The sequence below is a fragment of the Jannaschia seohaensis genome (assembly GCF_900116765.1).
Lineage (GTDB): Bacteria > Pseudomonadota > Alphaproteobacteria > Rhodobacterales > Rhodobacteraceae > Jannaschia > Jannaschia seohaensis.
Map to the genome: position 1 here is coordinate 24,363 of NZ_UETC01000017.1, position 13,094 is coordinate 37,456.

The following is a 13,094-nucleotide window of genomic DNA, read 5'->3' on the forward strand; positions in this document are numbered from 1 at the left end:
GATCCGGGCGACGCGACAGGCATGCCCGCGAGACGAGGAAAAGGAGATCGAGGATGAACAAACCGATCATGGCCAAGGCCACCGCCGTCTGGCTGGTGGACAACACGACGCTCAGCTTCAAGCAGATCGGCGATTTCTGCGGATTGCACGAGCTGGAAGTCCAGGGCATCGCCGATGGCGACGTCGCGGTGGGTGTGAAGGGATTCGACCCGATCGCCAACAACCAGCTGACCGCCGAGGAGATCGAGAAGGCGGAGAAGGATCCGGGTCACAAGCTCAAGCTGAAATACAACGCCGCCGCCGTCGGCGAGGAGAAGCGCCGCGGCCCGCGCTATACCCCCCTGTCCAAGCGCCAGGACCGGCCGAACTCGATCCTCTGGCTGGTGAAGTTCCACCCCGAGCTGACCGACGCGCAGATTTCCAAGCTGATCGGCACGACCAAGCCGACGATCCAGTCGATCCGCGAGCGGACCCATTGGAACATCCAGCACATGGAGCCGATCGACCCGGTGGCGCTGGGACTGTGCAAGCAGACCGAGCTCGACGCCGCCGTGCAGAAGGCCGCGGCGCAGAAGGCCAAGGAAGGCGCGCCCATGTCTGACGAGGAGCGCCGCAAGCTGATCTCGACCGAGCAGTCCTTGGGCGGCGATGAGCCGAGCCTGCCCGCCTCGATGGCCGGGCTGGAGACGTTCAGCCTCACCGGCTCGAATGACGATGACGAGGAGGAGAAGCGGGACGACCGCGACGTGCGCGACGCCGACAGCTTCTTCAACCTGCCCGATAACGGGGACGACGACGAAGACGACGAAGACGACCGGCGCTGACGGGCCGCGCGGGGGCCTGCCGGGAGGATCCCGGCCCGGCCCCCGCCGCCGTCAGGCGTCGATATCGGCGAATTGGGTTCCCGCGTCGGAGGGCTTTTTCGGATCGCGCTCCACGCCGAGCATCAGCACCACGTTCTTGGCCACATAGACCGAGGAATAGGTGCCCACGATCACGCCCCAGAGGATCGCGAAGACGAATCCGCGGATGACGTCTCCGCCCAGCACGATCAGCGCGACCAGCGCCAGCAGGGTCGTGCCCGAGGTCATCAAGGTCCGGCTGAGCGTCTCGTTGACCGAGCGGTTCATCACCTCGATCAGCGGGGTCTTCTTGAATTTGATGAGATTCTCGCGCAGCCGGTCGAAGATGACGACCGTGTCGTTGATCGAATAGCCCAGCACCGTCAGCAGCGCGGCGATCGTGGCCAGATCGAACCGGATCTGAAGCAGGGCGAAGATGCCGATGGTCAGCACCACGTCATGCACCAGCGCCGCCACCGCGCCCACGGCGAACTGCCACTCGAAGCGCAGCCAGATATAGAACAGCATCGCCCCGATGGCCGCCGCCAGAGCGATCAGGGCCGTCGTGATCAACTCTCCCGAGACCTTGGGGCCGACCGACTCGACCGACGGAAAGGTGAGCGACGGATCGACCGTCTGGAGCGCGACCTCGACGGCCGCGATGGTCTCGGGCGTGACCGATTCCGCGCCGGCCTGCGCCTGGATGCGAATCTGGGCGACGTTCTGGTCTGGGGCGAAGGTCGGGTCGAACACCTCGGTGATGGTCACGTCGCCCAAGTCCAGCGGCGCCAGCGCGTCGCGATAGGCGCCCACATCGACCGCCTGGCTCGACTCCGTCCGGATCGTCGTGCCGCCGAGGAAGTCGATGCCGAAGTTCAGGCCGACCAGCAGCCAGATCGCCAGAGACGCCACCATCGCGACCACCGAGGCCCCGAAGGTGTAGTGGCGCCACCGCATGAAGTCCCAGTTGGTGTCCTGGGGGACGAGTCTCAGGCGCATGTCAGACCTCAATCTGGCGGGGGCGGCGGCGTTCGAACCAGAGCACGATCAGCAGGCGGGTTACGAAGATCGCCGTGAAGACCGAGGTCAGGATCCCGATGCCCAGCGTCACCGCAAAGCCGCGCACCGGGCCGGAACCCAGGGTGAACAGGATCACGGCAATGATGAAGGTGGTGATGTTGGCGTCGACGATGGCGGAGAGCGCCTTCTCGTAGCCGAGCTCGATCGCGCGCGCAGGCCCTTTGGCGGTCTTCAACTCTTCGCGGATACGCTCGAACACGAGCACGTTCGCGTCGACCGCCATGCCGATGGTCAGCACGATGCCCGCGATGCCCGGCAAGGTCAGCGTGCCGCCGATCAGGGAGAGCAGGCCGAAGATCAGCGCGACGTTGATGCCGAGCGCAAGGGTCGCGAAGGCCCCGAACAGCCCATAGCTGAGCACCATGAACACGACGACGGCCGCCATGGCGACCAGCGCGGCGATCTGGCCCGCGTCGATGCTATCCTGGCCCAGTTCGGGACCGATGGTGCGCTCTTCGAGAAAGACCAACTCGGCCGGCAGAGCGCCGGCGCGCAGCAAGATGGCCAGCCGATTGGCCTCGTCCACGCCGAAATTGCCGGTAATCTGGCCCGAGCCGCCGGTGATGGCGCTCTGGATCGTCGGGGCGGTCACGACCTCTTCGTCGAGAACGATGGCGAAGGGCGCGCCGATATTCTCGGAGGTATAGACGCCGAACGCGCGCGCGCCCGACGGGTTGAAGCGGAAAGTCACGGCGGGCAGGCCGTTCTGGTCAAAGCCCGGCTGGCTGTCGACCAGATCGTCGCCGGTCACCACCGGAGAGCGCTCCAGCAGATAGAAGACCCCTTCGTCCTCCATGTCCGGCAGCAAGAGCTGGTCGGCGTCGGGCGTGGTCGCCGAGTCGGCGCCGCGGGCGATGACGGGGTGGAAGGTGAGGCGCGCGGTGGTCCCGATCAGCTCCTTCAGCTCCTGGGCGGAGCCGATGCCCGGCACCTGGATCAGAATACGGTCGGCGCCCTGGCGCTGGATGGTGGGTTCGCGGGTGCCGGCCTCGTCGACGCGGCGGCGAATGATCTCCAGCGACTGTTGCAGGGTGCGGTCATCGGTCGCCGCGCGTTCGGCCTCCGACAGGGTCAGCGTCAGAATGTCGCCCGCGCCCGAGACGTCGATGTCGGTTTGGCCCACGCCGGTCAGCGATACGATGGGCGAGGCCAGAGCGCGGACCGCGTCGACGGCGGCCTGCATCCCCTCGGGCTGGGAGATGCGGACGCGCAATTCGTCCGGCGGCGATTCCTGGCGGCGGATGGTGCCGATCGTGCCCCGCAGGTCGCGCAGCGTGTCGCGGACCTCGGGCCAGTAGCCGTCGATCCGGCCCGCATAGACGTCCTCCAACTGGACTTCCGCCAGCAGATGAGCGCCGCCGCGCAGGTCGAGGCCGAGGTTCACGAGGCCCGAGGGCAGGAAGCTGGGCCATTCGGCCAGCGCCGCCTCGATCTCGGGCGTGGGGACCGAGCCGCGCTCCAGGGCGGTCGCGGCGTCGTTATGTCGCTCGACCGGTCCGTAGAACAGGTTCGGCGTGGCGAGCAGGAGGCCGATCACGCAGACCAGAAGGATCGACAGACGCTTCCAGAGCGCGATCTGCAACATGGGCTCAGCCCGCCGGTTCGGTCTTGGACAAAACCTGCGCGATGGTGGCGCGGACGACGCGAACCTTCACACCCTCGGCGATTTCGACCTCGAGCTCGCCGTCTTCCTTGACCTTGGACACCTTTCCGATCAGCCCGCCTTGGGTCACGACCTGGTCGCCGCGGCGCAGCGCCTCGACCATGGCTTTGTGCTCCTTCACTTTTTTCTGCTGCGGACGGATCAGCAGGAAATACATGATCGCGAAGATCAGGATGAGCGGGATGAACTGCGCGAATGCGCTTCCGGCGCCTCCGGCGGCTTGGGCGTAGGCGGGGGTTGCGAACATGAGCGGGTCCTTCGTCTGGCGGGGGCGGTGGCCCCGTCGTCGGTCGGGCGGAACCTAATGGTGGCCCCGGGGGGGTGCAAGGGCGGGCCGGCGGTTGACGGCCGTCAAAGCAGGACGGCCCTCACGCTCATACAAACCGGGCTTTACCCTGCGAAGGAGTTCATCATGGCCTTGATGGTAAACGACACCGCGGCGCTTATGCATCTGCTCCCGCCCTCCGGCGGCCCCGCGGCAGCCGCGACCCGTTATGGGGTCCACTTCATCGTGACCGCGCCTGACATCCCGTTCGCAAGCGTCGTCCGCGGCAGTGGCCTGACTTTCGACGCGCAGGGCCGCCTCACAGGTGGCGAAGTCAGGCAGCTATACGTGCTGGACGGACCGCCGGATACGTCGGACTTTCGCGCCTTTTACCGAGATCGGGACGCAGCGATCGCCAGGATCGACATCCCCTCCGACCGGCGCGACGGCGCTGCTTTGCAGGCGCTGGCTGATGCAACGGCAGCCACGGGCGATCTCCAGCCCGTCGTGGCCGCCTTCGCGCCGTTCGGCCAGATCACGGTCAGCGCCCCTGGCGGGATCGGCTCCAGCTATGACATGCGCGCGAAGGTCGATCTGGGTGCGCTCGGGGACGACCTCCGCGTCGGGGCCTATAGCTTCGAGGGCAGTGACACTTTGATCGGAGGCGCAGACGCGGACAGTTTCTTCTCTTATGATGGCAGAGGCTTCTACGCCGGGCAGGACGTCCTGATCGGCGGGGACGGTGGCGACAAATACACGGTCTTCCTGGGCGATGCGCGCGGCCGCACCGGACCCGACGGCGCCCCTCTTCCTCCCCCCTCGGTCGAGATCGTGGAGACGGCGGACGGGACTGGACGGGACGGGCTCATCTGGACAGACATGCGATTCGACCTGCGGGGGACCAATATCGAAGACCTGGACCTGCGGGACCAGCGTTCCCGCCACGACGAAGACCGCACGCCGATGGAGGGGATCGGCTCGGAGGCCGACAACGTGATCCGGGGCACGGTGAGCCAGGATTATGAATATGACGGCGGGATTTGGCAGCCCGATGGACCGTCGATCCCGCTCCGCTTACTCGGTCTTGGCGGAAACGACACCATCATCGGACGGGGAACTGCGATAGAAATCTCCGGGGGCGAGGGAAACGACCGGATCGTCGCCGTGTTCTCCGCACATCCCCGGAACGCTAGGATTGAGACGACTCTTCTAGCGGAGGGCGGTGCCGGTGACGACGTACTCATCTTCGCATCAACGTTAGACGACCCTGTCGCGGGCCCCCAGGGCCATGTCCTGGAAGGCGGCGCCGGCAACGACGTGTTCTCGGTCCGGCACGAAGCGGAACTCACCATCGACGGCGGGGACGGGACCGATGAACTACGCGTGACGACCCAGGGCATGGACGACCTCTCTCTGACCGGCGTGGAAGTGGTGCGTGCGGTCGGGCGTCAGGACGCCGCGCTCCGTGCCAGCGAGGGCGTCGATATCCTGCGCGGCGACCGGGGCGACGACACGCTCGACACCGGGGAGGTGGCGGATCTGCTGATGCTCGGTGGGGTGGGCGATGACACCTTTGTGCTCCAGGCCGAGCGCGCCGAAATCCGCGAAGAGCAGGCGGGCGGCACCGACCGGATCGAGAGCCACGGCATCGACTATATCCTTGATCCCTACATCGAGGACGCGGCGCTGGTGGGCCCGGCCTCCGACGCTTTCCTGGTCGGGAACGGCCTCGACAATGTGCTGAGCGGTGACAGCGGCGACAACGCCCTCTACGGGCGCGGCGGCAACGACACGATGACGGGCGGCGACGGGGCCGACATCTTCGTGCTGAACCTGCGTTTCCGCGGGGCGGAGACGATCACCGATTTCGTCTCGGGCGAAGACCGTGTGGCCCTGGTCGGTCCCGACCTGGGCGCGATCGCGGGGGCGGACGCCCTGGCCCAGGGCTGCATGGCCACCGAGGCGCAGCATCGGCTGATCTTCAATTGGAGTGACGGAACGCTGGCCTATGACATAGACGGGTCCGGCGACGGTGCACCGGTGCTCCTGGCCACCTTCGAGGGCGTGCAGAGCCTGACGGCAGACGACTTAGGACTCGTCTGACGGGCTGGCCCCTCGGGCGGTGCCGCGCTATGGGGCGGCACCGCCACCAGGAGGGCCCCGAGCCATGCACGACATCCGCACCATCCGCGACGATCCGGCCGCTTTCGACGCCGCTCTCGCCCGCCGGGGGCTCGCGCCGATGTCGTCCGATTTGCTGGCGCTCGACGCGGCCCGGCGGGGCAGCATCCAGGCCGCCGAAGCCGCCTTGCAGGAACGCAACGCCGCCTCCAAGCAGGTCGGCCAGGCCAAGGCCAGCGGCGACGAGGCCGAGTTCGAGCGGCTGCGCGCGCTCGTCGCCGACAAGAAGGCTGAGATCACCCGACTGGAGGAGGAGGCGCGCGAGACCGACGCCCGCTTGCGCGACGCGCTGCTGGGCATCCCGAACCTGCCCTATGACGACGTGCCCGATGGCGAGGACGAAGCCGACAACGTGGAGATCGCCCGCTGGGGCACACCCCGCGTCTTCGACTTCACGCCCAAGGAGCATTTCGAGATCGCGGGCGTGGTGCCCGGCATGGATTTCGAGACGGCAGCCAAGTTGTCGGGCTCCCGCTTCGTGATGCTGCGTGGCGCCGTCGCCCGCATCCACCGAGCGCTCGCGCAGTGGATGCTGGACGTCCATACCGGCGAGAACGGGCTGGTCGAGCACATGACTCCGGTCCTGGTCCGCGACGACGCCATGCTGGGCACCGACAAGCTGCCCAAGTTCGGCGATGACAGCTTTCTCACGCGCGAAGGCTACTGGCTGATCCCCACGAGCGAAGTGACCCTGACCTACTCGGTCGCGGGCGATGTGCTGGAGGAGGCAGCGCTGCCCCTGCGCATGACGGCCCACACGCTGTGCTTCCGTTCCGAGGCGGGCTCGGCGGGGCGCGACACGGCCGGGATGCTGCGGCAGCACCAGTTCGAGAAGGTCGAGATGGTGTCGGTGACCCATCCCGATCAAAGCCGTGCCGAGTTGGACCGCATGACCGGCCTCGCCCAGGACATCCTGGAGCGGCTCGGCCTGCCCTACCGCACCGTGGTGCTCTGCACTGGCGACATGGGCTTCGGCGCGCGCCGGACCCATGACATCGAGGTCTGGCTGCCGGGGCAGGACACCTATCGCGAGATTTCGAGCTGCTCGACCACGGGCGATTTCCAGGCGCGGCGGATGAACGCGCGCTTCAAGCCTGCGGCTGGGGGGAAGCCCGAATTCGTCCATACGCTAAACGGCTCGGGGCTGGCGGTGGGGCGCTGCCTGATCGCTGTGCTGGAGAATGGGCAGCAGGCGGACGGGTCGGTTACGCTGCCAGAGGTGCTGGCCCCCTATCTGGGCGGGAAGACCGCGCTTTCGCCCGAGGGCGCGCTGGTCTGAGAGGGCGGAGGGGGCTCTGCCCCCGCTGCGCTCCCCCGGGATATTTCAGCAGGGAAGAAGGGGCGTTAACCTTTATTAGCGGTTCGTTAAAGCGTTTCGCCTTTAACCTGCGTTAGCAGCGAAAGGCGAAACGCGTGCACCGCTCGACCGGAGCACCGCGCTTCGCGAAAGGCCGTGATCCGGGTCTTTCGCGAAGCGCTTTAGTCGGACCTTCTCCTGGACGCTCGTCCTCTATGTTGCGGTTCGTCGCTGCATTTATGTCGCGGGTCGTCGCTGCATTCGTCGGTTGTGAAGATGGCCGCCATAAGGTCCCGATGGCTCTGGGGCGGCTTGCGCGGGGTCTGGCGTCGATGCTTGGCAGCTAGGTCTTAAGCTTGGCCGAGGCCATGACGATGGGCTCGCGCGGGAAGAGCAACCGGCATCTGGCGGCGCAGGGCCGCGACGGCTGTCGGAGCTTCCGGAACCCGCGCCCCGTTCCGTCAGCGTCATGCCCTCGGTCGCCGCCACCCTCTCGCGCGGGTCGTCGCGGCTCATGCCTTTGCCGGCGCAAGCGCCACGTTTGCCGCGACTGTCCGCGCTACTCGCAGGCGTGGCGTGATCCCCCAACGGATGACACCGCCGCGAAGCCCCCGTCAGACCCCCGGTCTCCGAAAGGCACGGATGTTCCTACAGGTCAGAGCACGCCGATCTCGGCCAGGGCAACGGAAAGGGAGGGGGGGAGCGGCGTCTCGTCGATCTCGCTGGCATCGGCGTCGCGCGGCGCGTCCTCGGGCTTGAGGTAGCGCCAGCCCTGGAAGGGGCGCTTGGGCGTGGCCGCGACCGGGATCAGCGTCGGGTCGAGCACGATGCCGCAGCGGGGGATGCCGTCGGCTCGCCGCACTTCGTCGAAGCGCAAGACCCGCTGGCGGCAGAGCACCAAGCCCTTGACCACCCAGTAGATCGAGCCGCCATCGAGCACCTCCGCCTCGCGCTTGGGCCACATGCGGGTGACATGGCGCGGCAGCCCGTCTGGGCCCTGGGCCTGCGCGCTTGCCTGCCAACGGGCCATGGCGGCGACGCTTTCGCTGCCAACACTCAGCTTAATGAGATTGATCATGTGACACCCCGCCCCGACTGGCCTATATTTAGCCTCTCACCGCGCGCGCGCAACCAACCCTAGAGGACCGCGACCAGATGTCCGATTTCGCCGCCCCCATCGCCGAGCAGATTTGGGACATGAAGTATCGCCTCAAGGACGCGAGCGGCGCGCCGATCGACGCCGATATCTCGGCGACCTGGGATCGGATCGCCAATGCCCTCGCCGCGCCGGAGGATGAGCCTGCCCTCTGGACGCCCCGGTTTCGCGCCGCCTTGCAGGACTTCCGGTTTCTGCCCGCCGGCCGGATCGTGGCGGGGGCGGGCACGGACCGCGCCGTCACGCTGTTCAACTGCTTCGTCATGGGCACGATCGAGGACAGTATGGCGGGCATCTTCGAGGCGCTGAAGGAGGCGGCGCTGACGCTCCAGCAGGGGGGCGGGATCGGCTACGACTTCTCGACGATCCGGCCCTCGGGGGCGACCGTGAAGGGCGTGGCGGCCGATGCCTCGGGGCCGCTGAGCTTCATGGATGTCTGGGACGCGATGTGCCGCACGATCATGTCGGCGGGCTCGCGCCGGGGCGCGATGATGGCGACGCTGCGCTGCGACCACCCAGATATCGAGGATTTCGTCGCCGCCAAGGCCGATCCGGCGCGGCTGCGGATGTTCAACCTCTCGGTCCTCGTGACCGATCCCTTCATGGAGGCGGTCGCCGCCGACGCGGATTGGGACCTGATCTTCGACGGCACGATCTACCGCACGACCCGCGCGCGGGAGCTGTGGGAGGCGATCCTGCGAGCGACCTACGATTACGCCGAGCCGGGGGTGATCTTCATCGACCGGATCAATGCCGAAAACAATCTGCGCTACGTCGAGACCATCGCCGCCACCAATCCCTGCGGCGAGCAGCCCCTGCCCCCTTATGGCGCTTGCCTGTTGGGCTCGATCAACCTCGCCCGGCTGGTGGAGCGCCCCTTTGCCGCGGATGCGGCGCTGGACGTCGAGGCGCTGGAGGAGCTGACAGGCACCGCGATCCGGATGATGGACAACGTGGTGGACGCCTCACGCTTTCCCCTGCCCCAGCAGGAGGAGGAGGCGCGGGCCAAGCGGCGGGTCGGGTTGGGCGTGACGGGGCTGGCGGATGCGCTGGCGATGTGCGGGCTGCGCTACGGCACGCCCGAGGCAGCGGAGGCGACGGGCGGCTGGCTTAAAGCCATCGCCAATGCGGCCTATCTCACCTCGGCGCGGCTGGCGGCGGAGAAAGGTCCGTTTCCGCTTTATGACCGCGCGGCGATCCTGGCGGCGCCGATGGTGAAACGGCTGGACCCGGACGTTCAGGCCGCCATCGCGGAAAGCGGTCTTCGTAACGCGCTGCTGACCTCCATCGCGCCCACGGGAACGATCAGCCTGCTGGCGGGGAACGTGTCCTCGGGGATCGAGCCGATCTTCAGCGCGGAATATACCCGTAAGGTGCTGCAACCGGACGGATCGCGGACCGAGGAGGTCGTGCAGGACTACGCGCTCGCGGTCTGGCGCGCGCTGCATGGCGACGCGCCGCCGCCCGGGAGCATCGTGACCGTGGCCGACCTGCGCCCGGCGGAGCATGTCGCGATGCAGGCGGCGGCGCAGGAATGGGTGGATTCGTCGATCTCCAAGACGATCAACGTGCCCGCCGACATCTCCTTCGAGGCATTCGGGGATGTCTACCTGGAGGCGTGGCGGACGGGGTGTAAGGGCTGCACGACCTATCGGCCCAATGAGGTGACGGGGAGTGTCCTGAGCACGGAGCCCAGCACGGCCCCCGCGCCCGCGCCTCAGGCTCAGGTGGAACCCTTCGCGCCGATGGACCGGCCCGGGCAATTGGGCGGCGAGACCTACAAGATCAAATGGCCGATGAGCGAGCACGCGCTCTATATCACCATCAACGATATCGAGCTCGACGGGCAGCGGCGGCCCTTCGAGATCTTCGTGAACTCCAAGAACATGGAGCATTTCGCCTGGACGGTGGCGCTGACGCGGATGATCTCGGCGGTATTCCGGCGGGGCGGGGACGTGAGCTTCGTCGTCGAGGAGTTGAAGGCGGTGTTCGACCCAAGGGGCGGCGCCTGGATGCAGGGGAAGTACGTGCCCTCGATCCTGGCGGCCATCGGCGGGGTGATCGAACGGCACATGATCGCCATCGGGTTCCTGGAGGGCGAGGGGCTGGGGCTCAAGATCGACCCGGCGACACCGCCCATGCGGCAGGCGGCCGGGCCGAGTTGCCCGAATTGCGGGTCTTTCGACGTGCGGATGATCGAGGGCTGCGCCACCTGCGCGAATTGCGGGTTCTCGAAATGCGGATAGGACCGGTCGCGCGGCTTTCAGCCTAGGCGCGTGCGGCGATGGCGGGACCGGGGGCCAGCCCCCGGACCCCCGGGATATTTGAACAGGGAAGAAAGAGCCCGGGTGCCGGAACCGCCGGGGCGTCGGGCCTCCGGGAGATGGCACTGTGTCAGCGGAAGGGATTTCACTCTGGCGAGGAGGGAGAAAGTGGCGCGGTTGACGGGGCTCGAACCCGCGACCCCCGGCGTGACAGGCCGGTACTCTAACCAACTGAGCTACAACCGCGCGCTTGCTCGCCGTCTAGGATGGGTTGGAAGGGGCGTCAAGCGACGATTGACCTGTTATCGGCATATGCGTGAGAGAGCGGGCGGGATGGGCGTGACGTGGCCGCCCGAGGCGGGCGGCGCCAGCGCTGGCGGAGCGGGGTGAAACCGAGGGGGACCGCCCGCGGCGCGGCATTCTCCGCAGCGGTTTGCGGCCTCTGCAAAGGGTCGAGAGGTCCCGCGCCTCCGCGTCACCGGACCAGCCAATTCAAGGACCGTTGCCGACGCGGCCTTGGGCGCTGCACGACATTGCCCCGCGTGCAGTCTTTCCACGCCCAGGCGCGGGCGCGCCCCGATTCGGCGGTGGAGCCGATAGGCGCAGCGGCCTCCGACCTGCGCTGAAAGGGCGCGGCTCAATCCGGGATGGCGCGGTTGACGAAGGAGAACCTGTCTTAGTTCCCTGGGATGGTTATGGCCTGACCTTATCGGGCGCCCCAAGGAGCTTTGCAGTTATGAAAATGCCAACGACTTTAAGGGTTGGAACCATCGGGGCGGTGTTCAGCGCGCTCTTCACGGCGGCCGCGGCGGCGGCGACGATCACCGGCACGCCAAGCGCGGATCCGTCGCCGGGATGGGCCCCAAACAGCACGAACCTCTTGAACTCGCTGTCGCAGACGCCCGGCCGGGTCGGCCAGGTGGCGCCGCATGTCTTGTTGAGCAGCACCGGGATCGGCAGCGTGACCCTGGATTTCTTCAATCTCGGCTCGGCGGGGCTGGCGTTTTTCGAAATCCGCTATGACGGCGTGCAGACCGGAACGACCGCACACCCGGTCGTCCCGAACGACACGATCCACACCGGCGGCATCGCGGTTTCGGCCGGGACAAGCGGTCTCGGCCTGACGTTCTTTGCCAATGAAACGGTCGATGTCCGCCTCGCCCTGGGCGGAGAGCGTGACTTCGACTTCGACTGGACGACCTTCAACGTCGCGCCGGTTCCGGTTCCCGCCGCGCTCCCCCTACTGCTGGCCGGGATCGGAGCCCTGGGCCTGGTCGCGCGGCGGCGCAAGACCGCCTGAACGCGCGTCGCCAAGGACAGGTGTGATGCGGGCGGCTTCGGCCGCCCGTTTTCGTATCGCGCTTTCGCCCTGCGCAAAAAGGTCAACAGATGGCGTCGCGCCGTCCCGGCGCCGGGAGGCGCGGCGATCGGGCGGGACGCCACGGCCCAGTGGCCCTCTCCGGCGTCTGAGTACGGGCCGTCGCGCGCGGTCAGCGCCCCGGCAGCGGGATATGCTCCGCATCGTCGCCGGGCGGCAGGTGGAAGCGGCGGTTCTCCCAGTCGCCGGCGCGCCAGCCCCCCCCTGGCGGCCTAGATCCGCCCCTTGGAGGAGGCGACGAAGTTCCACCAGATATGGCGCGGCCCAGCAGCATCACACGCGCGCCCCGGTCCTCGTGCTCGTCGGGCAAAGGGGTGGCGGCCCCGGCCGACAGCACTGCATCGGCATAACACATGCGGCCGGGATGCGGGCCGAGAGCCGCTCCCCAAAGGCTTCGCCCAGCACGAAGCGGACTTCCTTGCCCTCGGCCTCGATCAGGGGGAGGTCGGCCTTGGCCACATGCTCGAAATTGCTCTCGGCATCGTCGTGGGAGGCCGGGAGCGCCATCCAGGTCTGGAGACCGAAGAGGCTCTTGGGCCGCTGGCGATAGGCGCCATCCGCGCGCTCGGAATGGGTGATGCCATGTCCGGCGGCCATCAGGTTGACCGCGCCCGGCGCGACCCACTGGTCGGTGCCCAGGTTGTCGCGGTGATGGATCTGTCCCTTGAGTAGACAGGTTACCATGTTCAGGCCGATAGGCCGGTGGGAACGGATGTCGGTCCCCTCGCCGGTCAGGAATTCGACGGGGCCCTTCCGGTCGCCCCCCTGGTTCGTCAAGAGATATGAAACATATCACTTTTCTGCGGGGGCATGGCGGTGAGATCCAATCGGAGCGGCCCATAAGCACAATGGATTGGAAGCCCGTCGATGACACAGGTCCGATGCCCCTCTGCCGGTGCGATCTCTCGGAGCGTCGGGGCGACCCCACCGGGGGGCTGGAAAGTTCGCCTACACAATCCCCGCTCGGA

The 13,094-nt window shown here is 67.4% G+C and carries 10 protein-coding genes and 1 tRNA gene; 5 read left to right on the forward strand and 6 right to left on the reverse strand.

Translation table 11 applies throughout. The features are described 5' to 3' along the window. Positions 1-53 precede the first annotated feature (53 nt). The gene (locus DTQ71_RS20835; RefSeq protein ID WP_109566232.1) at positions 54-824 is read left to right on the forward strand and encodes a DUF1013 domain-containing protein; all 771 of its coding nucleotides are present in this window, start codon (positions 54-56) and stop codon (positions 822-824) included. A gap of 51 nt (positions 825-875) precedes the next feature. On the opposite strand, the gene secF is transcribed toward DTQ71_RS20835, so the two are convergent. Genes secF through yajC form a run of 3 tightly spaced genes read right to left on the reverse strand, consistent with a single transcriptional unit; the run spans position 876 to position 3,832 of the window. Continuing rightward, positions 876-1,841, reverse strand: a complete 966-nt coding sequence (gene secF / locus DTQ71_RS20840) for a protein translocase subunit SecF (protein WP_109566233.1) — start codon at positions 1,839-1,841, stop codon at positions 876-878. Position 1,842: 1 nt separating this feature from the next. After that, on the reverse strand, positions 1,843-3,507 hold the full coding sequence (secD, locus tag DTQ71_RS20845; RefSeq protein ID WP_109566234.1) for a protein translocase subunit SecD: 1,665 nt from the start codon (positions 3,505-3,507) through the stop codon (positions 1,843-1,845). 4 nt (positions 3,508-3,511) lie between these two features. Next, complete coding sequence (gene yajC / locus DTQ71_RS20850; RefSeq protein WP_109566235.1) at positions 3,512-3,832, reverse strand: preprotein translocase subunit YajC; 321 nt, start codon at positions 3,830-3,832, stop codon at positions 3,512-3,514. A 165-nt stretch (positions 3,833-3,997) separates the two neighbouring features. Here yajC and DTQ71_RS20855 point away from each other — a divergent pair, with 165 nt between their 5' ends. Continuing rightward, positions 3,998-5,953, forward strand: coding sequence for a calcium-binding protein (locus DTQ71_RS20855; RefSeq protein WP_170125520.1), 1,956 nt, complete (start codon positions 3,998-4,000; stop codon positions 5,951-5,953). A 64-nt stretch (positions 5,954-6,017) separates the two neighbouring features. Beyond that, positions 6,018-7,310 carry a serine--tRNA ligase gene (gene serS / locus DTQ71_RS20860; RefSeq protein WP_109566237.1) on the forward strand — a complete coding sequence of 431 codons (1,293 nt, stop codon included), beginning with the start codon at positions 6,018-6,020 and terminating at the stop codon, positions 7,308-7,310. 673 nt (positions 7,311-7,983) lie between these two features. Here the strand turns inward: serS and DTQ71_RS20865 are convergent. Next, positions 7,984-8,406 (reverse strand): DUF1489 family protein, encoded by a 423-nt coding sequence (locus tag DTQ71_RS20865; RefSeq protein WP_109566238.1) that lies wholly within the window; start codon positions 8,404-8,406, stop codon positions 7,984-7,986. A 77-nt stretch (positions 8,407-8,483) separates the two neighbouring features. Between DTQ71_RS20865 and DTQ71_RS20870 the strand changes: the two genes are divergently transcribed. Continuing rightward, complete coding sequence (locus DTQ71_RS20870; RefSeq protein WP_109566239.1) at positions 8,484-10,730, forward strand: adenosylcobalamin-dependent ribonucleoside-diphosphate reductase; 2,247 nt, start codon at positions 8,484-8,486, stop codon at positions 10,728-10,730. Between the two features lie 187 nt (positions 10,731-10,917). Here DTQ71_RS20870 and DTQ71_RS20875 read toward each other — a convergent pair. Further along, a tRNA-Asp gene (locus DTQ71_RS20875) sits at positions 10,918-10,994 on the reverse strand. 490 nt (positions 10,995-11,484) lie between these two features. Here DTQ71_RS20875 and DTQ71_RS20880 point away from each other — a divergent pair. Further along, a complete protein-coding gene (locus DTQ71_RS20880; protein ID WP_109566240.1) occupies positions 11,485-12,048 on the forward strand; it encodes a VPLPA-CTERM sorting domain-containing protein in 564 nt (187 codons plus the stop codon). Positions 12,049-12,399: 351 nt separating this feature from the next. Here DTQ71_RS20880 and DTQ71_RS20885 read toward each other — a convergent pair whose 3' ends face one another. Next, positions 12,400-12,903 (reverse strand): pirin family protein, encoded by a 504-nt coding sequence (locus DTQ71_RS20885; RefSeq protein WP_342768147.1) that lies wholly within the window; start codon positions 12,901-12,903, stop codon positions 12,400-12,402. Between the last annotated feature and the right edge of the window lie 191 nt (positions 12,904-13,094).